The organism is Spirosoma endbachense, from assembly GCF_010233585.1.
Taxonomy (GTDB): domain Bacteria; phylum Bacteroidota; class Bacteroidia; order Cytophagales; family Spirosomataceae; genus Spirosoma; species Spirosoma endbachense.
The window spans coordinates 1,552,521-1,577,715 of the sequence record NZ_CP045997.1 but is presented as its reverse complement, the minus strand read 5'-3'; the positions used below and the strand labels follow the sequence as shown (position 1 = coordinate 1,577,715).

The following is a 25,195-nucleotide window of genomic DNA, read 5'->3' as shown; positions in this document are numbered from 1 at the left end:
GTGGTTAGAATCAACAGATTCTTTTTTTATAGTTTCCATAATGAACGAGAAGACATGAAGCCAAAAAGGTAGTGCTTTTTCCTTAAGTTGACAGCATTGGCCGGGCCGCCGATGCGGTTTCAAAAACCTTATAGGTTTAAATTGGCCGAGTACTAGGCAAGTTGCCATCTAAAACACAGTTTATCTAACATGGCCTCCTGCACCAATAGCCAGGCGATTATTTTCATTATAATAACCCCAACTTTCGACAGCAAAAGCGCTAAAAATGAGCATTATAAGCTCTATTTTTTGTGCAACTTTAAACGTCAGAAAGACGTGTGGAAATTGACCCCATTGTGCACCTAAGCGATATGAACAATTATTTTATTCTGATAGCCATTTTCGCAGTCACAGCCTGCCAGTCGAAGCAACAGGAAGCTCTCTCCGAAGCATCAATGCCTCAACGTATGGCCGCGATGAAAGCACCTGCTCCTGAGCAGGATGATTCCTCAACCGATGAGGAACTAACGCCTGAATTACCGGCACCAACGGGTCAACCGGCGGCAACGACTAACCGGAAAATCATTCGCAATGCACAGGTGCGGATTCGGGTCAGTGATTTCAACACTTCGGGAAAAGCCATTGAGAAGGCCATTACCCAGTCTGGTGGTCAGATCGCCAATTCGAACGAAACCAAGTCTGATAACAGCATCGAAAATGCCCTGACCGTTCGAGTTCCAGCCGCTCGTTTAGACGCATTTCTTACGTTGGTACTAAAAGAATCCATTTTTACGGATACAAAAACGATAACAGCCGAGGATGTTACCCGTCGTTACGTAGACACCGAAGCGCGAATCCGGAGTAAAAAAGCGGTTGAAGAAACGTACCTGAAGCTTCTCAAACAGGCCCGCACCGTTGAGGATGTATTAAAAGTAGAAGAACAATTAGGCCAGATTCGCGAAGAGCGTGAAGTACAGGAGGCCGAACTGCGCCAGCTCAAAGACGAAGTTGCACTGAGCACAGTCAATCTAACCTACTATCAGCAAACTGAAGTTGCCCTACGACCGGAAGAACCGATTTATGCCCAAATCTGGCACAATTTTACCGATGGCTTCCGGTTGATGGGCGATGTACTGGTTGGCCTGTTTTATTTTCTACCCCTTGGCCTGGTTGGCTTCGGGGTTGGCTGGTTCATTCTGCGTTGGCGGAAACAACGCAGGAAAGCGGTAAAATAAATAGCCCAATCGAGCATTAAACGACGGGTAATTTCCAGCCGTTATGGTAATGAGCCGACAACAGGGCATTAGCCTGCGGGTCATTCTTAAACCCTTTTGTTGTAGCGTCCCAATAAACCTTACGGCCAGTCTTGTAAGCAATGTTCCCCATATGGGCGTTAATGGCGGCAATACTACCAGTTTCAATGCCGCATTTAAGTATCCCGGCATTGTTGGTCTTAATGGCCTGTACAAAGTTTTTCGTATGTTCGTTTAGGTAGTCGCCATTACGAGCCTGGTCGGGAATATCTTCCACCTTATACACCTTGATATTATCTTTTGTCTGCGTTTCGGGCAACAGCGACCAGCCATCCCGATTTAGCACAAGCGTTGCATTGTTGCCAATAAAGGCAATGCCCTCGGTCCGCCCATAATTACCCCCATCGATGCCTGTGGCATGCTCCCAGAGCATATTGAAGCCATCATATTCATAAACAGCCTGCAAGGTGTCGGGTGTTTCAGAAGCATCGTCAGGATAAGCGAGCTTGCCGCCCGATGCCATCACGGATTTGGGCGCTTTGGCATTCATGGCATAGAGGGCAATGTCAATTTCATGAACGCCCCAATCGGTCATCAATCCACCGGCATAATCCCAGAACCAGCGAAAATTGAAATGGAAGCGATTTGGGTTAAAAGGTCGTTTAGGAGCTGGTCCCAGCCACATATCATAGTCCACACCTGCCGGTGGGGCACTGTCGGGACGGACGGGAACCGGATTCATCCAACCCTGGTAAGCCCAGACTTTCACCAGTCGGATATTGCCTAATTTACCGGATCGAATGTAGTCAATTGCTTTTTCGTAATGTGAACCGCTCCGTTGCCATTGCCCAACCTGAACGATTTTATTGTATTTCCGGGCAGCCGCCAGCATCAGATTACACTCTTCAATGCTATTGGCTAAGGGTTTTTCAACGTAGACATGCTTGCCTGCCGAGACCGCATCAATCATGGCCATGCAGTGCCAATGATCGGGCGTTCCAATAATAACGGCATCAATGTCTTTGTTTTCCAATAGTTTCCGATAGTCTTTGAATAATTGAGGACGATTCTGCTGCATTTTTTGGACATCGGCCGCTCGTTTATCCAGAACACTCTGGTCAACATCAGCTAAGGCGACACATTCTACATCGCTCATGAGCAGATGTGAGCGAAGGTCTGACCAACCCATGCCATTACAGCCAATTAGCCCAAGTTGAAGTTTATCATTCGGGGAAGTTTTTTTGCGCTGACTGGCGATAGCTTCCAGTGTGGGTAGACTAATCAGTCCGGCTCCGGTAGCGGTTAGAGCCGAATTTCGCAAAAAATGTCTGCGCGTAATTTCCATGGATTGTCAGGTTTAAAAATGCCAGAAACGGTTGCCATACACTAAAGCATAGCAAGCACTTTACCTAATCAACTGTGGTGAATTTGTCAGGAACATGACCGTTCCGATTCCAGTCTGGCCTTTGGTTCAAGGTCTATTTACGCTTTATGAACCTGCCTGCAAATAGCCAATGATTTCCTGTGCCGTTTGACGGGCAGACCGATTGACGCCAATCAATGTTGCCGACGCGAAGCCAGTCCAACTGCCGTATCCGACCAGCCACAAACCGGGTTGTTTCACCGATCGGGTGCCTTCCACCTCTACCCGACCGTCCGGAGTGAGAAGGTCAAGTCCGTTCAAAAATTGCAAAGCAGGACGAAAACCAGTACACCAGATAATAGCATCGACCGATTCCTGGCTTCCATCCGGCCAGATAACGCCATCCTGATTAAATGCCGAAAACGGTCGCACGGCGCGCAGGGCATCACGGTTTCGGGCTTCTTTAACACTTTCGACCATCACAATATCGGCAAGGCTACCTCCTGGCTTAGTATCTCCCGCGTGGAACCGTTGCGTTGCCGCCCGAAACAGGTAACGCCCATCCACCTCATCCGGCAAAAACGATGGTTCTTCTAAAGTGACCCAGGTTGTATTGGCTACTTTCGATACTTCAGCGATAATCTGAGCGCCTGAATTGCCCCCGCCGATAACTAACACCCGTTTTCCAGTAAATTCATCGGGTGAGGTATAATTGGCAGAATGTAGTTGTTTACCCTTGTAATCGTTTATCCCGGTATAGGCTGGAATAACCGGATGACTCCAGCTACCTGTGGCGCACACCAATGCACGGCAACGATAATTGCCCCGGCTGGTTTGGAGGTTGAACGTCGTCCCTTCCCTTTTAACCGATTGAACCTGAACGGGTCGATGAACTGCAAAGCCATATCGTTTCTCATAATTGGTCAGATACGCGATAACTTCCTGGCGAGTTGGATAAATCGTATGACTACGGGGCATGAGCCAACCGGGCAGCGAACTGGCTTCTGCCGGAGAAAAAAGTTTCAACGATTGCCATCCGTGCTGCCAGGCTCCACCAGGCGATGGCTGCTCATCCAGTTGAATAACATCCAGGGAGCTACGCTGTAAATGATAGGCAGTTGCCAGACCTGACTGTCCCCCACCGATAATGATCACATCGTGTAGAGTCGGCTCATTCATGATAACCCATTGATTGGTATATAACCCGTCGGCAATTCTTCATCGTGCCTGGTGGTAAATGATAGATGGCTATTTAAAACGCAATCATGCCTGATCCGGGGTTAGCACACGCTTCATGACAATTGCCGAAGACGGACATAGATCGCTGAATTGCTGTGTCTGCTGGATAGCCACTGGTACATCCTGACGATTGACGACCTGAAAGCCATATCGTTCGAAATAACGATCAGCCGTAGTTGTGATTAGATACACCTCACGTAGCCCGACAGCTCTGGCGGTTTCCAGAATGCGCCCCACTAATTGAGCACCAATCTGTTTACCCTGAAACGCAGGATCGACAGCTACCGAACGCAGCAGGCCCACCTCATTAAATCGCTCTAAACCAGCAACTCCAATAGACTTTCGGGCGTCTTTGGCAATCACAAAATCGGCCAGATCTGCTGGCAGATCGTCGGTCAATAAGTGTCCCTGGTGTAATAAGGCAATGACAATGTCTTTGTCTTCAGGCCGGGCGTATTCGATGTGAAAGCTCATAGACATTACTGAGTTGAGGCCAGTTGATTGGCGCCTACATGGGTCGCAATAAATTCCTGACTGTAAATTTTGATCATATCGCGCACTTCACGGAATGCCGTTAGCTTAGCTTCAGCATCGATGTCCCGCCCTTTCATATGGCTAGGTTCAGGAAAACTCTGGTGAATCCGCTGACCGACTGCCGGGAAAAATGGACACTGTTCACGGGCTTTATCGCAGACGGTCAGTACAAAATCGAACGGTATATGCAAATAGTCTTCTACAGGATTGGACGTATGGTTCGCTATATCAATCCCATCCTCAGCTAAAACCTGTATGGCTAATGGGTTCACGCCTTTAGGATTAATGCCAGCACTGTAAACTTCTATTGGTTCAGTCGGTTTCAACCTATCGGCAAAATAGTGTAGATACGCCTGGGCTATCTGCGATCGGGCGGAATTACCCGAACATAGTACTAAGATTCGTTTCATGGAAAATCCTTTTTATGTTAGTTACAGCAATCGGGACCACAGCACGATACCCCTTCTGAATTACCTAATTCGACTAATTTAGAGTCAACAGGTTCTGGCTTTTGCGCAAACACCGTAACACTATAAATGCCTCTGGCTGGATTGCCACCAGTTGGCTGACGATAGCCGGCAATTTCATCGTTTGAGAGATAATTTTTCAATACCTCATCCGGAAGGGCGATTTCGCGCTCTTTTTGCACAATGATGTTCGTGAATCCGGCTTGGGCTACAAGCTCTAAATACGCATCCTTTTGACTGGCTCCGGATACACAACCGACGTAAAGCTCTGCATCACGCTGTAAATTTCCGGGCAACTCCCCTTTCAGAACGATGTCTGAGATACTAAAATGCCCACCCGGCTTAAGAATGCGATAGGTTTCGGAGAAAGCTTTCTGCTTATCGGGAACAAGGTTCATGACGCAATTGCTGACAACGACATCTGCCAGATTTTCTGCCAAGGGCATATCTTCGATGTCGCCATAGACAAATTCGACATTAGTAAAACCCAGGGTTTTGGCGTTTAAACGCGCCCGATCAATCATGGCAGGGGTCATATCCAGACCGATCACCCGACCGGTTGGCCCCGTTTCAGCTCGAGCAACAAAACAATCATTGCCCGCGCCCGATCCTAAATCAACTACGACATCACCCGGTTTGATCTGGGCAAATTGCGTCGGGAGACCACAACCTAACCCTAAATCAGCCTCAACGACGTAGCCGTTCAGCTCACCGTAGCCAACCGTCATATCGATGGGAACACTGGCGCTGATTTCCGGACCACAGCAGGATGTGGGGCCGGGTTGATCGCTCCCACAGCATCCAGTAGCTTCTGCTGGGGTGCGTTCAGCGATGGCTGCGTATTTCTGACGGACTACCTCTTTGATTTGCTCTGCAGTTTCCATGGTCTAGTTTATTGCAATATTACGATTGATTTTTACAAAAAAATACCTGCTGATCTCTTAACAGCAGGATGCCGATTCGGGAATAAATGCATCCAGCATGGCACCAAACGTTTGTTGGGCTTCTTGCCATACAGTGGGGTTAATGCAATAGCAAACACGGGGCGGATTAATTTCACCCTGGATGATACCGATTCGTTTCAATTCCTTCAAATGTTGCGAAACGGTTGCCTGAGCTAATTCAAGTTCGTCTACCAAATCACCACATACGCAGGCTTTCCGAGCGATCAGCATTTGCAATATTGCTACCCGTGCCGGATGAGCAAAGGCCTTTGCCAGATCGGCCATACGGTTTTGTTCAGCGGTAAAGATCTCCGTTTTTGTCAGTCCCATGCCGCAAAAGTAATGCATCGCCGATCAATTGCAATATTACGATGAATATTTTTTTTGACATTACGAATAGGCTCTTTTCGTAGCTATTGTTTTAGGGCTTTGGGTTAGAGCTATGCCATGGCATGACTCTAACCCAAAGCCCTAGTTTTATACCTGCCCCTGAGACACAGTTTTTTTCTAAATGTGGTGATACATTAGTGGCCTGCTAGCTCAAAACCAAAGAACCCTATGCATTTAATCAATTGCTTGTACTAGCAAGTAGAATAGCATGGATTATTTCATGTGACGAATAAAGCTTTCTCAGCGTCTTAATTATATTGACTCGAGCTGAGTAGTAGGACGATTTAGTTGTAAGAAAACACTACTACCTGGCAGTTGGGTTTTACTTGATTTTTTTCAAGCCGCCCTCTGGGCCTAAGCAAAATGGGTGAGAACAACATATGGGACAGCAATTCGACGGGGAGTTACTCGATTGACTGTATACTTTGTGAGGAGACAATTGTCGTGCCACAAAAATGGGCAGTAAACATGTCTCCAATTTGCCATAAGTGTAGTACTGCGTTGAAAAACTATGTATTCAGGAATCGACCTGGGAATGGACTGACTTTACCAGTGTCATTACCCAACCCGTCGTGACAATCATCAATAATAATGTCTATGGACAGGAATGCTTAGTAATTTTTTGCTGGCACGGTTAAATTTATTCTCTACTCGATATTGGGGATAAGTATTTAATCGATAAATATCTCTAACCAAATCAAAAAGAGGCACTTGAGAGGCTGCCAATCCTTATGCTGCGCTGGCTTTCTTATCTAATTTAAGGGCAATAAAACAAGGTTAAATTAATAAATTTCCCTAAATTTATCAGAAAAGTGCTATATTGCGCTAAAACCAACTATTGAATCTATGAAATTGACATTGGTAGAAAAGATTTCAGAAGAGTTTCTGAACTTCGTAAAAGCTAGCAATATCGAAAAGAGTCCTGACTTTTCAATTGTTGAAGCCGTAGTACAAGATGAAGTACCGGCTGCTGAACATCGAGATCCTCTCGTCAATGTTGGCAAACGTGCCCTGAATCGGAACTTCTTTCGAGTTAAGATTGAGGGAAGCGCCCTGGGATTTTTCACCTACGGCCAGTTGTATGAAAAGTTTTATGGTGCCTGCATTCAGTATTAATTAGTCGGTCGCACTTGCACCGAAAATAAGGCTCTTCCATTTACGGAAGAGCCTTATTTGCTTACCAGACTTCAAGCTCAGTACACTAAAATAGTTCGATTCATTAAAGACCTCTGGCACCTGGACCCAGCCCAAAACGGGGGACCGGATCACGTTTCAGATCGATATGGGCCGCAAAACCAGCATATGAACTGGGATTATGTAAGGACAGGTCGGCAGGCTGAGCGCCATAAGCAGGTTCAAATTCGGAAATGTGCGTATCCTTTCGACCGGAATCCCGATCAAAGACGTGTACGCCTTCGTGGATCAGCACAGCTGCCCGCGAATTATTTCCGATAAATCCCCCAAAATTAGAATTGACATTGGTAAAAGCCGGACCAAACGTGATCGGGCCATTGACGGGTGCTTCTGCTGCGGTAAAAATGCCATTGACAGGAGCACCCGTACGAAAACGGGTGGCGCTGTCTTTATACAGTCCAAGCAACTGGGTATAACGCTCAATGATAGTTGCCAGATCGGTATCCTTTACGGGTCTGCTGGCACCAAGCGTAGATGCACTCGCCGAGATCCGGAAATGGGTTATAAGCGCATCGACTGTTAGTACGTCAAGCGCTGTTCCATTTTGACGGCTTGTCTGGAAAAAAGTCAGAGCCTGGAGAGCCGCCTTTACTTTCTTGATTGCCAGCTGAGTGTCACCCTGAGCCAGGCCCTGTCCTAGTTGTCCATTTTGCAATAGAATATCAATTATGCCAAGGGTCTGACGGGCAGCAATGCCTTCGTCACGATCCATATTAAAGCGAGTTTCAACGGCGCGTAGTGCTTTAGCCGTTTGCTCACCGAAGATGCCATCAATTTTAATCGTGGCAAGTCCCGTATTGACGAGCGCTGTTTGTAATAGAGCGACGGCAAATTTGTCAGGCTCAAACAGTCGCATGGATTTTTTATTATCAGCAGCTTGCTGCAACCGAACATTTGCGCTCCAAAAAGGTGATTGTAGGGCCATTTTCTTTGTTGTTTATCGGTAGAAAGCTTTGGTATTTTTCTCAGGGTTGTGCTGGTTCGGTTATGGATGAATAAATACAAAATCCCTAACTTACCCGATCATCGTCATAATGAAGGTATACAACGGAAACTCGCTACTAGAGAAGGATTTAGTAATCGGCTGTTATTGGCTGTGACCGGTCGTTCTGGAGTCGCCATTGATCGCACAGCAAGTATCTTTGGGGGCAGAAAAGCTTGGCATTGCCAGCAAACTGGCCTGATTATGAGCGTATAGTTACCCTTATTGAATGCCAAGCAAACATCAACGTCTGTTGAATTAAACTGTACTATCATCGGGTCTGCAATTGCAAACCGCATCAATCCAAGCTATATTTTTGCCTTTGACAGAAGTCTCCAGGTAAATCAGTAGTAGCTTTAGCCGTAAAGACTTTTCATCTTTTCTGAGTTTTTTTCAGGAATGGCACCTATTTAACTAATTAGCGGTTAAATAATCCAGAATCCATAACGACTCCGTAGCTCAGTTGGTAGAGCAATTGACTCTTAATCAATGGGTCGACAGTTCGAACCTGTCCGGGGTCACCTAGTAATCAAGCACTTACAAATTATTTGTAAGTGCTTTTACGTTTGATTGCAATTCATTTCTAAAAAAATCAAATAAGTTATTAGCCAGCCAGAAAATCTAGCATGAGTAAATTAACAAAATCACTCGGTTGTGTTTAGGGCTTATACTTCTTATACCATAAGATCAATTAAAGTAGTCGCCTGTACCACTTCCGTAAAACTTAAGTCTATTAACAGGTGCTGAGGAGTCCTGATAGAGCCGGGTCGGGCGGGACTATCTCTTAAGTTACCTGATACCCGGTCAACCTACAGTTTATCCTATCAACTAACTAGTACTCTTCCAATTTAATGGTTAGATAAAAGTAGCTATCTTTCCGACATGGGCCAAATCGCTAAACCGTTTGTGCTGTCGGAAGCCGATCTCACAACGCTCGACCAACTCGTTCGTAAAGGTCCAATCATTTTGCCTTGAAAGGGCGGTTATACCTCAAAGCCCTGCAAGCGGCTTTTGCGGAACTGGCCGTCCTCAAAAATCAACTCAGCCAACATCCACAAATGGAGTTGGCGTAACATCAGTTATTTACTCCCACCAAAAAAGTAAAAACCCCTCAGAAATCATTTCTGAGGGGTTTTTACTTTTTTGGTGGGAGTTGAGGGATTCGAACCCCCGACCCTCTGCTTGTAAGGCAGATGCTCTGAACCAACTGAGCTAAACTCCCAAATTTATTTTTTTGCCGCCCGATTGTTGTCGTTTGGGAGTGCAAATATAGGGGGCTATAGGATCGTTTTGCAAGCATTTCTGTGAAAAAAATTAAACTTTTTTCTAATAGGCTGATAGCCAGAGGACGAAACGGATTACTCAAAATTCAGATAGAGCGTTACCGAATGCGTTGTCAATCGGTTGATACCAACACCGGCTGCGTTGCTCGTAGGACGATAAAGATTGATTAATCCGTGTGAGAAACGTAATTCGGGGGCGAACTTGAAGAACTCAAAGAACTGCTCAAAACCGATGCCATATTCGATTGCCAGATCCATTGTCCCGGTGCTTAAGCGACTTGCTCCCTGAAGCTCTTTCCGTCGTACGTTCGTTTCAATACTGAATGCACCGCCAGCCAGCAAATACATCCGGGAGTTATTCCGACGTTCCGATTTGTATTTTAGTAAGAGAGGGAAATCAACCCAGGTAGATTCACGCACCTCTGTTTTTGAGGTACCGCCCGGATAATCATAATGCACCTCACGGCTAAATAACGATACAGAGGGCGTCAGGCGAAGATCGAAACGGTCATCCAGAAATGCATTCACAACAAAACCAACCCGAAAACTGGGTTTATTGGGTGAATAAATTCGATAAGCCGAATCCGCAGTCAAAAAGGATGGGCTATGGCCAACACTAAACCGGGTAACTGGAGCTGCGAAAAAGAAACCATAATGAATGCTTTTGTCATCATAGCGTTCCAGATGCTTCCGGACGTATTTGTAGCCCTGCGCCTGTGCCTGCAAACTACTGGCAACAAGCAGAAAAACGAATAGAGTCGAGCGAGTGCGTTGTGGCCATTGTATAGCCCATTCCGGCCGGGTCAATCCTGACCGGACCGTTTGTGACCTATATAAATTGACGCGACGCCGAAAGTAAGGGGTATCCATTTGGTATTGGTGAATCCGGCCGCTTCATAAATCCGCAGAAAGTCAGTGCCATCGGGAAACGCCTGCACCGATTCGGGCAGGTAGGTATAAGCCGACGCGTCTTTGCTCACTACGCGCCCAATGAGCGGCAGAATAGTCCGGGAGTAAAAACCGTATACTTGCTTAAATGGGAACTGGCGCGGGTTCGAAAACTCCAGCACCACGCATACGCCACCTGGGCGAATAACTCGGTGCATGTCAGTCAACCCCTTAAGCAGGTTCTCAAAGTTACGTACACCAAACGAAACGATGACAGCATCGAATTCATTGTCTCCAAAGGGTAAACGTTCTGAATCGCCCGACCGCATCTCAATGATTTTATCCACACCGCGCTGCTTCATCTTGTCGCGGCCAACGGCGAGCATACCCTCTGAAATGTCGACACCAATTATCTTTTCGGGTTTTAGAGCCAGTGCTTCGAGGGCAAAATCACCGGTTCCGGTGGCGATGTCCAGAATGGTTTTGGGTGCGTATGGACGGAGTTCACGGATTGCCCGTTTGCGCCAGAGAATATCAATGCCACCGCTCAAAACGTGATTGAGCAAATCGTATTTCGGCGAAATGCTATCAAACATTTCGGCGACCTGTTCGCGTTTGGAGGTGTCTTTATCTTTATAAGGTACAACAGCCATAGATTGAATGATTGAGTGACTGAATGATTGAATGATTGAATTGTTTGCTAATTCAATCATTCAGTCACTCAATCACTCAATGGTTAAGACAACAAAGGTAGTGCGATAACAGCAGGTTTCGGGCGAAAGTTTGACATTGCGGTGGGCAATGCGTAGTTTTCGAATGAGTGTCACTCTCCTCTACAATCTGATCCGTTATGTTTCCATTCATTCTGTCGGCCTTACTAGCCTTTAATTCGTATACGAGCCATCCGCCAATCGATGATGATAAACTGGTGAAAAAGGCACATAAAATTCACCAGCGCGTTCTGACGCTCGATACCCACGCCGATGCGCCGATCATGATGCAAAAACAGGGATTCGATGTTGGTGCTACGCATGATACCAAACGGGATGGGTCGCAGATCGATTTTCCGCGGATGAAAGCAGGTGGTATGGATGCCATGTTTTTCGCCGTATATACCTCGCAGGGGCCACGTACTGACGAAGGCCATGCCGAAGCCAAACGAAATGCCCTGAATCAGTTTGATCTGATCCATCAGGCATTGAAAAAATACCCGAACCTGGCCGAACTGGCCACAACACCCGCTGATGCCTACCGAATCCAGAAGGCTGGTAAGCGTGCCGTTTTTATTGGTATGGAAAACGGATATCCGGTTGGTAGTGACCTGTCTATGCTCAAAACGTATTATGATTTAGGGTGTCGCTATATGACACTGACTCATTTTGCCAATAACCTTATCGGCGACTCATCTACCGATCCTGATGGTCCGATCTATGGTGGATTGAGTGATTTTGGCAAGAAAGTAGTGCCCGAAATGAATCGACTCGGTATTCTGATCGACGTTTCGCACGTGGCCGACAGCACCTTTTATGACGCGTTGGCTTTATCGAAAGCGCCCGTTATTGCGTCGCATTCCAATTGTCGGGCCTTATGTGATTTTCCCCGAAATATGACCGACGATATGATTAAAGCGATTGCTGCCAAAGGGGGCGTGGTGCAGGTAAACTTTGTGAGCGATTACCTCAAAAAACCTTCTGATGCGAACCGGGCTGCCAAAACAAAAATCCGGATGGCAAGGGTAGGTAAGGTTGTGACTCCCGAAATGGAAGCCCGGATGACGGCACAAAGCGATTCGGTCGCGAAGGTTTATGCGTCTGAACGGGCCAGCCTGTCCGACATTGTCGACCATATTGATCATATCGTTAAGCTCGTTGGGATCGACCACGTTGGCATCGGCTCTGATTTCGATGGGGGCGGGGCCGTTAACGGTCTCGAAGATGTAAGTCAGATTGAAAACCTGACGGTTGAACTGGTGCGCCGGAACTATTCGGAGGCCGACATTGCCAAGATCTGGGGTGGTAATCTGCTGCGCGTACTGGGGCAGGCAAAAGTCGAATAAATGTAACCAACAGACTCCATGAATACGATGCTACGAACGCTGAAAAGCCGAAATGCCATCCTGTATGGGTTCGGCTTGATTTGCCTGATTGGTGGGGTCGTATGCATCGGAGTATCATTCGTCACTGTTCGGGAAGTGCTGGGTATCAATGCGTTTATCAAGCCTGCAAAATTCTTTATCTCGATCTGGATTCTGTGCTGGACAATGGCCTGCTTTACCGGCATGCTCATACAACGGCGAAAGGTGTTGATTTATAGCTGGGTTTTTGTTGTCATGATGACTATAGAAATGGTCATCATCACCGGCCAGGCTGCGTTGGGTAAATTGTCGCATTTTAACATTACATCGTCTCTGAATGCCCGACTCTTCGATTTAATGGGGCTTGCCATTACCGTATTTACCCTTTGGACGGCTTACATTGGGTATTTGTTTTTTAAGCATAAGCCGGTAGGTATAAAATCGGCGTATTTATGGGGTATTCGACTCGGAATCCTGCTATTTGTCATCTTTGCCTTCGAAGGTTTTGTTATGGCAATCCGGTTAAGCCACACGGTAGGCGCACCAGACGGTGGACCGGGCTTGCCAATAACGAACTGGAGTACGCGCTATGGTGATCTGCGGGTCGCTCACTTCTTCGGGATGCATGCCATTCAGCTGTTGCCACTCTTTGGCTATTATGTGGCTAAACGCCCTCGGCAGGTCGTTTTTGTTGCCATTGTGTATTTCATTGGCGTGTCGCTCCTACTGGCAGGAGCGCTTTCGGGAAAACCACTCCTCTCAAGCCTAAGCGATTAATGGATTGTAACATTCCGTAGCTTGCGGCCTGTTAAGGACATAGTTAATTAATCATCAAAACCGGTAAAGAAAGAGTAAACAGGTCTTTTGGTTTTAATAGACTCTTTCTTTCGCATGAATCGTTCTGACTTTCTAAAAACCTCGGCACTTGCCGGAGCTACGCTCATTACCGATCCCATTCAAGTCCGGGCATTTATTGCACGCAAACCTGCTCAAAAGTATCGCACTGCTGTTGTTGGAGCGGGCTGGTGGGGGGGCAATATTCTACGAGCCGCGGTTCAGGCGGGCGAGTCGAAGATCGTCGCCCTTTGCGACGTAGATACGCGCCAACTTAAAAAGACCAGCGATGAATTAAGCAAACTCACATCCGATACGCCCAAACTATACCGGGATTACCGGGAGATGCTGGTGGCCGAAAAGCCCGAAATCGTTATTGTCGCTACGCCCGATCACTGGCACCCGCTCATTGCTATTGCGGCTATGCAGGCAGGAGCGCACGTATATGTTGAGAAACCCATTAGCCATACCATCAACGAAGGAAAAGCAATGGTTAAGACGGCCCGAAAAACGGGCAAGATTTGCCAGGTTGGCATGCACCGTCGGGTGTCGCCCCACAATGTGTCAGGTATGGAGTTTCTGAAGTCAGGAAAGGTCGGAAAAATTGGCATGGCACGGGCCTTTGTGCATTATGCGGGCGGAGCAGGTCAGCCTACCCCCGATGCCGAAGCACCTCAGGAAATGGACTGGAATATGTGGTGTGGTCCGGCTCCGCTACGAGCCTACAATCCGGCAATGCACCCCCGAAGCTGGCGTAATTTCCTGAACTATGCGAATGGCACCCTTGGCGACTGGGGGATTCACTGGATGGATCAGATTCTGTGGTGGACAGAAGAAAAACATCCGCGCAAGGTGTATTCGACTGGCGGACGATCGATCAAGCAGGATAGTAGTGATGCGCCGGATCATCAGGTAGCTACATTTGAATTCGAGGATTTTACCGCCGTTTGGGAACACCGGACATTTGCCGGTAATAACGCCGAGAAAACACATCCACAGCAGGCTGTTGGGGTTTATTTCTACGGAACAGAAGGCACATTTCACATGGGTTGGCTCGATGGCTGGACCTTCTATCCTGCCGACTCCAAGAAACCGCCGATTCACCAAGATGCTCAGCTCGATAAGCCTGACGATCAGAATATTGCTCTGCTCTGGGTAAATTTTCTGGACAGTATTAAAACCAATAAACTCCCTGTCTGCGACATCGAAATCGGTCATCGCTCAACCAACATGGCCTTGCTGGGTATGCTTTCGATGAAATTAGGGCGGAGTGTGGCCTGGGATGGCCAGCAGGTTCCGAATGATCCGGAAGCGAATAAACTCCTGAGCCGCGCTTACCGGGGTGAATGGCAATACCCGGTTTAATGGAGCGAGTTCGCTTTGTTAAGCGTAGCCATAAGTCTAATGAGCCAAACTCAATACCAATCACTGGTTAGTTTACGCTATAAAATGGTAGTGTTGGTAGCAACAAAAACCCCGTATCTACTTGATCCGGGGTTTTTGAGTAAATATGAAATGGTGTCACAAGCTATAAGCTTTATTCATAGCTAATACCTTTGTTTTCAGCAATAAGGCTCTCTTCATCCCAGCCTTCATCGATTTGTAAGGTATGGGCAGTGCGATCGGCCTGAATGACCCGTTCCAGTTCTTCCTGATTTTGACGAACGGCATAGAAGTATTCCTCGTCATTGCGGATGGCCGACAGGCGTTTCAGGGTTCGCTCGTCGTGCGTAAAGAACATTTTTGCCGCCCGGTTCGCTTCGTGCGCCCGATGCCCCAATAATTTCATGACATCAACACCCAGGCGAAGACTAGTGTCCAATGTTTCGCGGTAGATGTGCAGTATACCGGCGTTCATCAGGTCGTAAGCATCGTAACGGTTGGTCGAACGAACCAGAATGTGAAGCTCCGGAAAATGCTTTTTGATCGTTCCGATCAATTCAAGACGTTTCTCTTCGTCGCTAATGGCAATAACAATAACTTTTGCTTTAGCAGCACCCGCTATTTCCAGTAAATCGTGACGACTGGCATCACCATAATAGACATTGAACCCCATCCGGCGAAGGCGATCGACATTATCGCTATTGACATCCAGAACGGTTGTTCTTACGTTGTTGGCCTGTAAAAACCGGCCTATTGTGCTTCCAAAATGCCCGTAGCCTGCAATAATTACAGGGTTATCTTCTTCAACGATATCGCTTTCCCGTTCCTGTGCTGCTTCCTTGATGCCCAATCGGGGCAGAATCAGTTTTTCGTTCAGCACCATCACCAGGGGTGTAAAGGCCATACTGATGGCCACTACTGCCGTCATGGTATCTGTCAATTCTTTGGATAAAATACCTTCCTGAGAGGAGAAACTAAACAACACAAATGCAAATTCACCGATCTGGCAAAGGCCAAAGCTAAAGATGAGATTCTGTTCAGTAGACAGTGAAAATGACTTTCCCAGCCTGAACAGGACAAGTAGCTTGCAGACCATTATGCCAACAACTAAGCCTATAATTAGCAACGGTTTAGCGAGAATTAACGGGAAATCGATCGATGCACCGACAGCGATAAAGAATAATCCCAGCAGCAAACCCTTGAACGGATCAATATCACTTTCCAGTTCATGGCGATATTCACTATTGGCCAGAACGACACCCGCCAGAAATGTACCCAAAGCCGGACTCAGACCAACTGTTGTCATCAACACAGCAATGCCTACCACTAACAGCAGTGCGGTTGCCGTAAACATTTCCCGCATGCCGGTTCGGGCAATGACACGGAAAAGGGGCGGAGTCGCATAACGGCCCGCTACCACAACGGCGGCTACGGAACTAAGAACAATAATTGGCTGGAGCCAGGAAGGTAGTGAACTGACCAGATTCGCACTGCCGTGGCCACCCCCGGTAGTTGCTACGTTGGTTTCGCTGGCCAGCAACGGAAACAGCGCCAGCATTGGGATCACAGCAATGTCCTGAAACAGTAACACGGCAAACGAACTTTGCCCGGCAGCCGTTTTCATGAGGTTTTTTTCGTTCAGCGATTGCAGCACAATGGCTGTAGAGGAAAGCGATATAATCATGCCCAGGGCCAGTGACTGTTTCCAGTCAATGCCGAAAAACATAGCTACTGCTGCAATCAATACGGATGTCAGGCCAACCTGCATGCCACCCAGACCAAGAATGGATTGGCGGAGACGCCATAGCCGGGATGGCTCCAGTTCGAGCCCAATGACAAACAGCATAATGACAACACCGAATTCGGCAAAATGCATAATGTCGGTTCCTTCGCTGCCAATGAATTCCAGACAGGCCGGGCCAATGATAATACCGGCCAGCAGATAGCCTAACACAGACCCCAACCCTAATTTTTTGGCAATCGGGACCATAATGACGGCTGCGGCCAGATAAACCATCGCCTGAAAAAAGAATGTTTCTTTCATCGTTGATACGTTTCGTAGAAGAGAGTTGACTGGAATGAACTAAGCTTATGGTTGAAGCGCCTGCAAAGCAGGCACCAACTCATTAAGGTAGTCTGCCTTCTTATAATCCAGCGCCAAGAGCTGGTCATTGGCCAGGGCAGATAAAATGATTCGGTATTGTTCCCCGTACCGCTTTATGTCTTCGGGGCTAATGCGGTACGTGCCATGAATGACGAAGGGAGGTAAGTACTCCATTTTACAGGTGATGGCTGTTTGATCGAATGGGGCCAGAAACTGGTGAACGGTATACCGGTTACGGCCCGTTTCAGAATAGGCGTCCTGGGCTCCCCCGCTCGAAATAACGTTGAGCATTTTTTTTCCGACCAGTGCATTTCCCCGTGATCCATAGGCCCAGTTATGTTCGAGCACCAAGTCGAACCATTGCTTGATGAGGGCCGGACAACTATACCAGTAGAAAGGATGCTGAAAAACGATAATGTCGTGTTGCAGTAAAAGCCTCTGTTCCCGTTCTACGTCAATATACATGTCTGGATAGTACTCGTAAAGATCATTGAACGTTACGTTTTTTATGTCACGGCAATAATTGATCAGTACTTTATGAACATTGGATTTACTTAACGCCGGATGTGCAAACTGAATGAGTACTTTGGCCATATACGATCATGAGGTTAGTATCAGGAACACCGTAAGTTACCTGGGGTGTTCAATCCTGAAAGGCAACGGAACAAAGGGCGATTGGCTGCTCAGAGGCAATCCACATCAGCCACTACACTAACCTGCCGCAGCCCTTTGTCGGTTAGAATATCGTTGATTCGGTCTTGAATATAGGTCTTAACGGCCTTAACATTCACCTTATCACGTTCTAACTTAATAAGAATGTCGAACAGAAATTGGTTCCGAATCCGCTCGACAAGTGGCTCTTCGGGGCCTAAGACACGGCTACTGCCCAGTGCATCAGTGAGTTCGGCAGCAAGGCGTTCGGCTGCCTGCTGGCTGATGGCTCTGTCTGGGTGGCGAACCGTAAGTTTGATCAGACGCGAAAACGGGGGGTAATTAAAATCCTGTCGTTCCTGAATTTCTTCATCATACAGGCCCTTGTAGTCATTCTCGATGATCTTTTGCAGGATCGTCTGTTGCGGATTGCCGGTCTGGATCAATACCGTTCCCTGACGGCCAGCCCGGCGACCGGCCCGACCGCTGACCTGTGTAAGCATCTGAAAAGCCCGCTCCGTAGCCCGGAAGTCAGGAAAGCGAATCAGGCGGTCGGCATCGAAAATACCCACCAGGCTGACATTGTCGAAATCCAGGCCTTTCGTGATCATCTGTGTACCGACGAGCATATCCACCTGGCCACCCTCAAATTCCTGGATAATCTGCTGGTACGCATTCTTCGCGCGGGTCGTATCCAGATCCATCCGCAGTATTCGTGATCCGGGGAAATAAATCTGTAACTGGTCTTCGAGTTTTTCCGTACCAAAGCCAATTGTCCGCACTTTTGTGGAGCCACAGGTTGGGCATACGCGAGGCACTTCTTCTTTGTGGCCGCAATAGTGGCAGCGTAATTCGGCATCACGCTGGTGGTAAGTCAGGCTAACGGCACAGTTGGGACATTCGGCCGTCCAGTCGCAGTCTTCACACTGCATGTAAGGCGAATAACCCCGGCGATTCTGAAACAGAATGCTTTGTTCTTTCCGTTCTATGTTCATTTCCAGGGCATAAAGCAGCGCGGATGAAAACTCATTTTTCATCGTTTTCTGCTTTTTCTCCTGCCTGGTGTCGACCAAAACAATATTCGGCAGCGTAGCTTCACCAAAACGCTGGAACAGTTCAACCAGCCCGTAGCGACCCTGTCGGGCCTGATAGTACGTTTCGAGCGATGGGGTCGCTGATCCCAGCAATACTTTAGCCTGTTGCCAGTGAGCCAGCATGATGGCTACGTCGCGGGCGTGGTAGCGGGGAGCGGGATCGTGCTGCTTATACGAGGTTTCGTGCTCTTCGTCTACAATGATCAGCCCGAGGTTGTCGAAGGGCAAAAAGACCGCAGATCGTACGCCCACTACAAACTGGTACTGACCCGATACAACCCCTTTCCAGACCTCTACCCGCTCGTTATCCGAAAATTTGGAATGATAAATTCCCATTTTATCGCCGAAAACACGCTGCAACCGAACAACAATCTGGGTTGTGAGCGCAATTTCGGGGAGCAGGTACAATACCTGTGATCCGCTGCCGATCGCCTGTTGAATCAGATCGATATACACTTCTGTTTTACCACTGCCCGTGATGCCGTGAAAGAGTACAATGTTCTGGCTTTCGAACTGAGCCATGATTTGCTGGGAGGCCGTCCGCTGAGCATCGGTTAACTTAATCTCAACCGACGACGCGGGTGAATTGTCCGAGAAACGGGGCTGGATCACCTCAAAGGCTTCAAAAACGCCGTTTTTGAGGAGGGTCGAAAGCGACGATTGCGAAAGCGCTTCGTCCTGATTGAGGATGGTTTTATCCAGGCCTTTCTGATTGAGGGTTGGGTCGCGCTGAAGTGGTATATGACTCAGGTAGCGCATGACCACTTCCTGTTGTTTGGGCAGTTTTTCGAGCCGCTGAAGAAGAACCAGTAACTGTTCACGCTCCTCATAATTCCGGTGCAGCCTGACCTTCCGAACCATCTTGGGAATGTACTTTTCTTTAACTTCTTCGAAAACGATGACCGCTTTTTTACCAATCAGCGATTTGATCAAAGCCGGAATATTGGTGCCTTCGCCAGCCAGTCGGCTAAGTTCGTCGTAGGAGAGGGCCGGGTGTTTTTTGAGTTCGGTCAGTAAGGTTGACTCAAATTCGGTGAGCAGTTCCGGATAGTCAAAATCAGGGTTGAACTGCACCTTCGATTGGCTGGAGATCTTCAGTCCAGATGGTAAGGCAACATTCATTACATCGCCAATGCAGCACATGTAATAGGCTGACATCCAGTTGAAAAGCTCTAGCTGGTAGCCTGTTACTAGTGGGTATTCGTCAAGTAGTTCGCTAATGTAACGCGCCTGATAATTGCCTGGTGGTGTGTTATGCAGCCGGTACACTACGGCGGTCAGTACGCGACCGTTATTTTTTCCAAAAGGTACAATAACTCTGGCGCCAATTTTGAGTATGTCGGCCATACCGCGAGGCACGCGGTATGTGAATAATTTGGGTACCGGAATCGGTAAAATCAAATCAGCGAAGAAAGTGACTTCTTCGGCTTCCAGGGATGAAAAGAGTGAGTAAGGTTGATTTTCCACGAATCAAATCGGTACGTCTAGTAAATATAGGCAGAAAACAGCCAGTTACTGGTAAAGAATTTGTCTAAGAGTGGCCTCTCAATGGGCATCGTTAGACAAAAGGAATGGTAAAGAAGGACATACGTTTTTTATGGATCCATCGTATTCTCCCTGCCAGTGCCAGCGAACGGGCGTTTAGGCTACTGGTATCCGGCAATTTGTAAATTACAACAGACACTACAGGGAATCCCGTTCCCGAAGAGAAACAGATCGCCAGGGGAGATGCTCAGGTTGGATTTCCTGATGAACGTGTAAAAAGACCTCAATGACGCAACCTTTGGGGTCTTTTTGTGTGTTAAAATACTGTAATGCGGGTGAAAACCTGCCTATTTTGCGGGTTAAGCCCGCGTTACTATATGCAACTTTTTGATGTCATTATCGTTGGCGGTGGCCCCTGTGGGCTGGCCGCTGGAATTGAAGCAGCCAAAGCCGGACTTAGTCACTTGATCCTGGAAATGGGTAGTCTGACCGAATCGATCCGGCAATATCCCCGGCGAATGCGCTTCTTTTCAACGGCCGAAAATATTGAAATTGGTGGACTGCCTTTCCCGATTTCGGGGGTAAAAGCGGGTCGTGATGAAGCGTTGCAGTATTATCGTAAGGCAGCAGCTTATTATCACCTGAATTTTAAGTTATTCCAGACTGTTTGGGATGTTCAGAAAGAAGACGGCCTGTTTACGGTTTCAACCACAACGGGTGAACACTATCAGGCCCGCAAGGTGATCATGGCTACGGGCTATTTTACCCGTCCACGCTGGCTGGGTATTCCGGGCGAAAATCTGCCCCATGTGTCGCACTACTACGACGAACCATTCAAGTACTCATTCACGAACGTAGTCATCATTGGGGCATCTAACTCGGCAGTCGAAGCAGCCCTTGAGTTGTATCGTCATGACGTGAACATAACGATTGTTCATCGGGGCGAAGATTTCCGGAGCACGGTGAAATACTGGCTTGTTCCAGACGTGAAAAACCGGGTAAAGGAAGGGAAGATCAAAACAGTATTCGACTCGGTGGTTACGCAGATCGGTGAGAAAACAGTAACCATCGATAACCTGAAAACCGGGGAAGAAAGCCATCTGCCTGCTGATTTTGTATTGGTATTGACGGGTTATATCCCTGACGCTGAATTGCTTCGTCGCTGTGGTGTCGAACTGGACCCAGTTACGCAGGTACCTGTCTATAACAAAGAGACCTTCGAAACGACCGTGCCTGGGCTCTACGTCTGTGGAACAGTTATGGCCGGAATTTATACTGAAAAAGTCTTTATCGAGAATGGTCGCGAACACGCTCAGTCGATCATCGATCACATTATGGGCCGCGAAGTGCATCAGGTAAAAGAACTGATCCAGCGAATCTAAACTACTACTGCGTTACGCAGTGTGGCCAACTTCCCTATTTTAATTAGTGGATCAGACTTTCGAAAGTCCTGGGGATGTCAAAAAGCAGGACAGTAAATTCGATGGCCAGCGGTGTTTATGTGTGAGCAAACATCAACTTGTCTGCTTCTGCTTAAACAATAGGGGTCAGGTTGTATTTTTGCCAAAAAACGTACTTGTGTGAACGCCCTTCCTCGTGTAATTCGTCGGTTAAATCTGATAGCCGGGTTGCTGTTTCTAGCCAATTCGCTACTTGCCCAGACATCCTCTTCCAACTGGACCAGCCAATACTGGCCCGCCCGCTGGATTTTGCATCCAACTGCTCCGTCCCGGCAGTATGGCATCTTTCATTTTCGGAAAGCCATCGATCTGCCGCAAAAGCCCGCCCGTTTTGTGGTTCATGTGTCGGCTGATAACCGCTATCGGTTGTTTGTCAATGGAAAAGCCGTAGCCATTGGGCCTGCTCGCAGTGATACGCAAAACTGGAATTACGAAACCATCGACCTTGCGCCATACCTACAGGCAGGAAGAAACGTATTAGCTGCGCAGGTGTGGTATATGGGAGAAGGCGCTCCTTTTTCGCAGATGAGCTATCAGCTGGGTTTTTTGTTGCAGGGTGATGGCGACACAGAAAAAATAGCCAACACAGACGCTAGCTGGAAAATACTACATAATCCGGCTTATTCTCCCATCAGGAACGACATTCCTAAACTTCGTACTTACATCGTTGTGGGTGACGGCGATCGAGTCGATGCCGCGACCTATCCGTGGGGGTGGGAACAGCCAAATTTTGACGACAAAGCCTGGGTTTCTGCTAAGCCACTCGGTTTTCCGACCAAACCACGTGGTCTGGGCACCGATGGAAACTGGGGATTAGTGCCTCGTACGATTCCCATGATGGAGGAAAAAAGCGTTCGGCTGGCAACCGTTCGGCGGAGCGAAAACGGCAAAATGGAGAACGCTTTTCTGGAAGGGAAAGCCCCGGTGACGGTTCCGGCCAATACCAAAGCGGTTTTTCTGCTGGATCAGGGCTACCTGACCAATGCATATCCAGAACTGACCGTTAGCAAAGGGAAAGGAGCAACCGTAACACTGGCGTATGCCGAAGCATTGATCGATGCCAAAGGACAGAAAGGCAATCGAAACGCAATTGAAGGTCGCACAATGCGTGGTTTTGAAGATCAGTTCATCGCCGATGGTAACAGCAAGCGTACGTTCAGGCCGCTCTGGTTCCGTACCTATCGTTATCTGCAATTGACCGTCGATACCAAAGAGGAATCGCTTGTGCTGGATGATCTGCTTGGGCACTTTACGGGTTATCCGTTCGAAGAAAAAGCTCGATTCGCAGCCAGCGACACCACCCTCAAATCGCTCTGGAATGTAGGTTGGCGAACAGCCAGGCTCTGCGCGGGCGAGAACTATTACGATTGCCCTTACTATGAACAGTTGCAGTATACGGGCGATACACGCATTCAGTCAATGATTTCGCTCTACGTAACAGGCGACGACCGACTGATGCGAAAAGCCATTACAGACTATGAACATAGTCGCTTTAATGACGGACTGACCCAGAGCCGCTACCCATCGGCCGATTTTCAGGTGATTCCAACTTTTTCACTGTTCTGGGTCTGTATGGTGCATGATTACTGGATGAACCGCCAGGACGATGCGTTTGTAAAGTCGATGCTGCCCGGAATTCTGGGCGTACTGAACTGGCACGAACAGCGTATTGCCAAGACGGGTCTGAATGGTCCGCTGGAATGGTGGAATTTCGTAGACTGGTCGAAGTGGCAAAACGCGAAAGACGAAGCAGCAGGGGGTGTTCCGGCCGGAGCGCGAAAAGGTGGGTCGAGTATTTTGTCATTACAACAGGCGTATACCTACTTCCGGGCGGGCGATCTGCTGTCGCATTATGGTTTGAACGAACGCGCTGAACACTATCGCGAATTAGGTCGTAAATTAAACAAAGCTGTGTTTGCTCAGTGCTGGGATGCCAGCCGGGGTCTTATTGCCGATACACCCATAGTACCTCCTGGTCAGCCCGGAAAAAACATATTCAGCCAGCACGCGAATATTCTTGCCGTATTGACGGATGCGGTGCCCGTTGCTCAGCAAGCTGCCTTGTTGCAAAAAGTGATGACGGAAAAAAGTATTGGCTCAGACACATTGACCCAGGCGACCTTCTACTTCAAATATTATCTGTTTGAAGCCATGAAAAAAACAGGTCTTGGCGATCAGTTCGTAGCGCAGTTGAAACCCTGGCGCGACATGCTGGCGATGGGGTTGACTACCTTTGCTGAGAATCCTGAACCGACCCGCTCTGATTGTCACGCCTGGAGTGCCTCACCACTCTATGAATTTTTATCGATCACCTGTGGAATCCGTCCGGCCGAGCCGGGATTTAAATCGGTACGTATCGAACCCTATCTGGGCGATCTGACAACGGTAGAAGGACAAATGCCACATCCGCTGGGTGACATCGCGGTGCAGTTTCAGAAAACACCGACAGGTAGCCTGACCGGAACGATCACTTTGCCCGCAAATCTGACTGGTACACTCCGTTGGAAAGGGAAAACCTTACCACTGAAAGCTGGTAAACAGGCTGTGAGTTTATAAATGCTTTGTTAATAAGTAGTCGATATTATATTTTGTGTTCGAATAAATGTATCCTTATTTAGGAAAATGATGCTTTTGGTAAAAAAAACGCCTTATGCTGGTGCTCTGTACTTAATAGGTCAGCATTACATTCGGCGTTTTTTGTATTTTTGTGGCTTACAAGTTACGGTGGGTATCGAAACGTCCGGGCATATTGGCCGGGCGTTTTTTGTTTATTACTAAGGATACCAAAATGCATCTAAACCCTAATGCTTTCACCTAAGATTTTGGTTGTTGTGGCCAAATGAAGAATACTTGTCATCCTCTTTACACCCAAGACAATGAAACTATTGCTGTGTTTAGTCCTCAATCTGGTACTTGTTTCGGTGGCTGTAAAGGCTCAGAAAATTCCAAAGGGAGCTGATGCCATTGAACTAACGACCACCTTAGCCGATTCTGCTCTGTTTGAATCGGTTCAGTCTTATCTGGAAGAGGCAGGATTTGATATCGACGTTGCGAATGAAGAAGAAGGAACGATCGTAACTGAATACAGAACGGTAACCGAGTTCAAAACAATCAAAGAGCCCATTCAGATACGCCTGCTGGCCACACTCGAAAACGGAGTAGTATTATTTAAAGGACAGGCAACTTCCCGAAATCCGGGTAACACCTACGAAAATGAACCGATCGTCAACGATGAATCGAGTAATGGTGTCAGCGACGGAGAGTTTCTATTTATAAACGAAATAATAAACAGCTACGCCAAAACGCTGGATCAGGCAACGGTAGAATACAATGTACCCTGAGTAGGTAGCCATTATATCAAAAAATGATGTGCCACGATCCAGAGCCAAACACTTACCTCATACACTCGGTTAGTCGCTTGTGCCTGTGTGTGGGCACTGTGTTAAAGTACACTACCAAGGAGGGCCCGGTTTATACCGGGCTTTTTTGTGAAAACCATCAGGCAAACCCACCTGAAGCGGCCCTATTGCCCGTTAATGTATACAAATCAGGAAGATTTTTGTAATAAGTGAGTAACGAACAACTTATTTCAGT

The 25,195-nt window shown here is 47.7% G+C and carries 20 protein-coding genes, 2 tRNA genes and 1 pseudogene; 10 read left to right on the top strand and 13 right to left on the bottom strand.

What is annotated here, in order from left to right:
• The first annotated feature begins 317 nt into the window (after positions 1-317).
• Positions 318-1,214, top strand: coding sequence for a DUF4349 domain-containing protein (locus GJR95_RS06145; protein WP_162385036.1), 897 nt, complete (start codon positions 318-320; stop codon positions 1,212-1,214).
• Positions 1,215-1,230: 16 nt separating this feature from the next.
• On the opposite strand, the gene GJR95_RS06140 is transcribed toward GJR95_RS06145, so the two are convergent.
• The 6 genes from GJR95_RS06140 to GJR95_RS06115 all read right to left on the bottom strand — a co-directional run bounded on the left by GJR95_RS06140 (position 1,231) and on the right by GJR95_RS06115 (position 6,109).
• Entirely contained in the window at positions 1,231-2,577 is a 1,347-nt protein-coding gene (locus GJR95_RS06140) for a Gfo/Idh/MocA family protein (protein WP_162385035.1), read from the bottom strand.
• A 144-nt stretch (positions 2,578-2,721) separates the two neighbouring features.
• A complete protein-coding gene (locus tag GJR95_RS06135; RefSeq protein WP_162385034.1) occupies positions 2,722-3,774 on the bottom strand; it encodes an ArsO family NAD(P)H-dependent flavin-containing monooxygenase in 1,053 nt (350 codons plus the stop codon).
• A gap of 84 nt (positions 3,775-3,858) precedes the next feature.
• On the bottom strand, positions 3,859-4,308 hold the full coding sequence (gene arsN2, locus GJR95_RS06130; protein WP_162385033.1) for an arsenic resistance N-acetyltransferase ArsN2: 450 nt from the start codon (positions 4,306-4,308) through the stop codon (positions 3,859-3,861).
• 5 nt (positions 4,309-4,313) lie between these two features.
• Complete coding sequence (locus GJR95_RS06125; protein WP_162385032.1) at positions 4,314-4,778, bottom strand: arsenate reductase ArsC; 465 nt, start codon at positions 4,776-4,778, stop codon at positions 4,314-4,316.
• A 17-nt stretch (positions 4,779-4,795) separates the two neighbouring features.
• Positions 4,796-5,719 (bottom strand): arsenite methyltransferase, encoded by a 924-nt coding sequence (locus GJR95_RS06120; protein WP_162385031.1) that lies wholly within the window; start codon positions 5,717-5,719, stop codon positions 4,796-4,798.
• A gap of 57 nt (positions 5,720-5,776) precedes the next feature.
• Complete coding sequence (locus tag GJR95_RS06115) at positions 5,777-6,109, bottom strand: ArsR/SmtB family transcription factor (RefSeq protein ID WP_162385030.1); 333 nt, start codon at positions 6,107-6,109, stop codon at positions 5,777-5,779.
• A 906-nt stretch (positions 6,110-7,015) separates the two neighbouring features.
• Between GJR95_RS06115 and GJR95_RS06110 the strand changes: the two genes are divergently transcribed.
• Positions 7,016-7,285, top strand: coding sequence for a hypothetical protein (locus GJR95_RS06110; protein ID WP_162385029.1), 270 nt, complete (start codon positions 7,016-7,018; stop codon positions 7,283-7,285).
• A 103-nt stretch (positions 7,286-7,388) separates the two neighbouring features.
• On the opposite strand, the gene GJR95_RS06105 is transcribed toward GJR95_RS06110, so the two are convergent.
• On the bottom strand, positions 7,389-8,288 hold the full coding sequence (locus GJR95_RS06105) for a peptidoglycan-binding protein (RefSeq protein ID WP_162385028.1): 900 nt from the start codon (positions 8,286-8,288) through the stop codon (positions 7,389-7,391).
• Positions 8,289-8,793: 505 nt separating this feature from the next.
• On the opposite strand from GJR95_RS06105, the gene GJR95_RS06100 reads away from it, so the two are divergent.
• Both GJR95_RS06100 and GJR95_RS42945 read left to right on the top strand, forming a co-directional pair.
• Positions 8,794-8,866, top strand: a tRNA-Lys gene (locus GJR95_RS06100).
• Positions 8,867-9,301: 435 nt separating this feature from the next.
• Positions 9,302-9,418 (top strand): annotated as a pseudogene (locus GJR95_RS42945) (IS701 family transposase); the annotation flags it as partial.
• Positions 9,419-9,489: 71 nt separating this feature from the next.
• Here GJR95_RS42945 and GJR95_RS06095 read toward each other — a convergent pair.
• The 3 genes from GJR95_RS06095 to ubiE all read right to left on the bottom strand — a co-directional run bounded on the left by GJR95_RS06095 (position 9,490) and on the right by ubiE (position 11,169).
• Positions 9,490-9,567: transfer RNA gene (locus GJR95_RS06095), tRNA-Val, on the bottom strand.
• Positions 9,568-9,703: 136 nt separating this feature from the next.
• The gene (porT, locus tag GJR95_RS06090) at positions 9,704-10,498 is read right to left on the bottom strand and encodes a type IX secretion/gliding motility protein PorT/SprT (RefSeq protein ID WP_162385027.1); all 795 of its coding nucleotides are present in this window, start codon (positions 10,496-10,498) and stop codon (positions 9,704-9,706) included.
• The gene (gene ubiE, locus GJR95_RS06085) at positions 10,432-11,169 is read right to left on the bottom strand and encodes a bifunctional demethylmenaquinone methyltransferase/2-methoxy-6-polyprenyl-1,4-benzoquinol methylase UbiE (protein ID WP_162385026.1); all 738 of its coding nucleotides are present in this window, start codon (positions 11,167-11,169) and stop codon (positions 10,432-10,434) included. The genes porT and ubiE overlap by 67 nt, the downstream gene beginning before the upstream one ends.
• A gap of 197 nt (positions 11,170-11,366) precedes the next feature.
• Here ubiE and GJR95_RS06080 point away from each other — a divergent pair, with 197 nt between their 5' ends.
• The 3 genes from GJR95_RS06080 to GJR95_RS06070 all read left to right on the top strand — a co-directional run bounded on the left by GJR95_RS06080 (position 11,367) and on the right by GJR95_RS06070 (position 14,789).
• Positions 11,367-12,572, top strand: coding sequence for a dipeptidase (locus GJR95_RS06080; protein WP_162385025.1), 1,206 nt, complete (start codon positions 11,367-11,369; stop codon positions 12,570-12,572).
• An 18-nt stretch (positions 12,573-12,590) separates the two neighbouring features.
• Complete coding sequence (locus GJR95_RS06075; RefSeq protein WP_162385024.1) at positions 12,591-13,367, top strand: hypothetical protein; 777 nt, start codon at positions 12,591-12,593, stop codon at positions 13,365-13,367.
• 114 nt (positions 13,368-13,481) lie between these two features.
• Positions 13,482-14,789: a Gfo/Idh/MocA family protein gene (locus GJR95_RS06070; protein WP_162385023.1), complete on the top strand. Its 1,308-nt coding sequence runs from the start codon at positions 13,482-13,484 to the stop codon at positions 14,787-14,789.
• Positions 14,790-14,961: 172 nt separating this feature from the next.
• Here GJR95_RS06070 and GJR95_RS06065 read toward each other — a convergent pair whose 3' ends face one another.
• The 3 genes from GJR95_RS06065 to priA form a co-directional block, all read right to left on the bottom strand.
• The gene (locus GJR95_RS06065; protein WP_162385022.1) at positions 14,962-16,851 is read right to left on the bottom strand and encodes a monovalent cation:proton antiporter-2 (CPA2) family protein; all 1,890 of its coding nucleotides are present in this window, start codon (positions 16,849-16,851) and stop codon (positions 14,962-14,964) included.
• Between the two features lie 45 nt (positions 16,852-16,896).
• Positions 16,897-17,505 carry an NAD(P)H-dependent oxidoreductase gene (locus GJR95_RS06060; protein ID WP_162385021.1) on the bottom strand — a complete coding sequence of 203 codons (609 nt, stop codon included), beginning with the start codon at positions 17,503-17,505 and terminating at the stop codon, positions 16,897-16,899.
• An 89-nt stretch (positions 17,506-17,594) separates the two neighbouring features.
• Positions 17,595-20,123, bottom strand: a complete 2,529-nt coding sequence (priA, locus tag GJR95_RS06055; protein ID WP_162385020.1) for a replication restart helicase PriA — start codon at positions 20,121-20,123, stop codon at positions 17,595-17,597.
• 395 nt (positions 20,124-20,518) lie between these two features.
• Here priA and GJR95_RS06050 point away from each other — a divergent pair, with 395 nt between their 5' ends.
• The 3 genes from GJR95_RS06050 (at position 20,519) to GJR95_RS06040 (ending at position 24,942) form a co-directional block, all read left to right on the top strand.
• Positions 20,519-21,523, top strand: coding sequence for a YpdA family putative bacillithiol disulfide reductase (locus GJR95_RS06050; protein ID WP_162385019.1), 1,005 nt, complete (start codon positions 20,519-20,521; stop codon positions 21,521-21,523).
• Between the two features lie 234 nt (positions 21,524-21,757).
• Positions 21,758-24,157 carry a family 78 glycoside hydrolase catalytic domain gene (locus tag GJR95_RS06045; protein WP_394369998.1) on the top strand — a complete coding sequence of 800 codons (2,400 nt, stop codon included), beginning with the start codon at positions 21,758-21,760 and terminating at the stop codon, positions 24,155-24,157.
• A 320-nt stretch (positions 24,158-24,477) separates the two neighbouring features.
• The gene (locus GJR95_RS06040) at positions 24,478-24,942 is read left to right on the top strand and encodes a hypothetical protein (RefSeq protein ID WP_162385018.1); all 465 of its coding nucleotides are present in this window, start codon (positions 24,478-24,480) and stop codon (positions 24,940-24,942) included.
• Positions 24,943-25,195 lie beyond the last annotated feature (253 nt).

Excerpts from the sequence above, each read along its gene's own strand:
- GJR95_RS06040 (WP_162385018.1), top strand. The coding sequence starts at position 24,478 with ATGAAACTATTGCTGTGTTTAGTCCTCAATCTGGTACTTGTTTCGGTG.
- GJR95_RS06115 (WP_162385030.1), bottom strand. The coding sequence starts at position 6,109 with ATGGGACTGACAAAAACGGAGATCTTTACCGCTGAACAAAACCGTATG.
- GJR95_RS06135 (WP_162385034.1), bottom strand. The coding sequence starts at position 3,774 with ATGAATGAGCCGACTCTACACGATGTGATCATTATCGGTGGGGGACAG.
- GJR95_RS06060 (WP_162385021.1), bottom strand. The coding sequence starts at position 17,505 with ATGGCCAAAGTACTCATTCAGTTTGCACATCCGGCGTTAAGTAAATCC.
- ubiE (WP_162385026.1), bottom strand. The coding sequence starts at position 11,169 with ATGGCTGTTGTACCTTATAAAGATAAAGACACCTCCAAACGCGAACAG.
- porT (WP_162385027.1), bottom strand. The coding sequence starts at position 10,498 with ATGGATACCCCTTACTTTCGGCGTCGCGTCAATTTATATAGGTCACAA.
- GJR95_RS06125 (WP_162385032.1), bottom strand. The coding sequence starts at position 4,778 with ATGAAACGAATCTTAGTACTATGTTCGGGTAATTCCGCCCGATCGCAG.
- GJR95_RS06070 (WP_162385023.1), top strand. The coding sequence starts at position 13,482 with ATGAATCGTTCTGACTTTCTAAAAACCTCGGCACTTGCCGGAGCTACG.
- GJR95_RS06105 (WP_162385028.1), bottom strand. The coding sequence starts at position 8,288 with ATGGCCCTACAATCACCTTTTTGGAGCGCAAATGTTCGGTTGCAGCAA.
- GJR95_RS06050 (WP_162385019.1), top strand. The coding sequence starts at position 20,519 with ATGCAACTTTTTGATGTCATTATCGTTGGCGGTGGCCCCTGTGGGCTG.
- GJR95_RS06065 (WP_162385022.1), bottom strand. The coding sequence starts at position 16,851 with ATGAAAGAAACATTCTTTTTTCAGGCGATGGTTTATCTGGCCGCAGCC.
- GJR95_RS06110 (WP_162385029.1), top strand. The coding sequence starts at position 7,016 with ATGAAATTGACATTGGTAGAAAAGATTTCAGAAGAGTTTCTGAACTTC.
- GJR95_RS06140 (WP_162385035.1), bottom strand. The coding sequence starts at position 2,577 with ATGGAAATTACGCGCAGACATTTTTTGCGAAATTCGGCTCTAACCGCT.
- GJR95_RS06075 (WP_162385024.1), top strand. The coding sequence starts at position 12,591 with ATGAATACGATGCTACGAACGCTGAAAAGCCGAAATGCCATCCTGTAT.
- GJR95_RS06080 (WP_162385025.1), top strand. The coding sequence starts at position 11,367 with ATGTTTCCATTCATTCTGTCGGCCTTACTAGCCTTTAATTCGTATACG.
- GJR95_RS06120 (WP_162385031.1), bottom strand. The coding sequence starts at position 5,719 with ATGGAAACTGCAGAGCAAATCAAAGAGGTAGTCCGTCAGAAATACGCA.
- arsN2 (WP_162385033.1), bottom strand. The coding sequence starts at position 4,308 with ATGAGCTTTCACATCGAATACGCCCGGCCTGAAGACAAAGACATTGTC.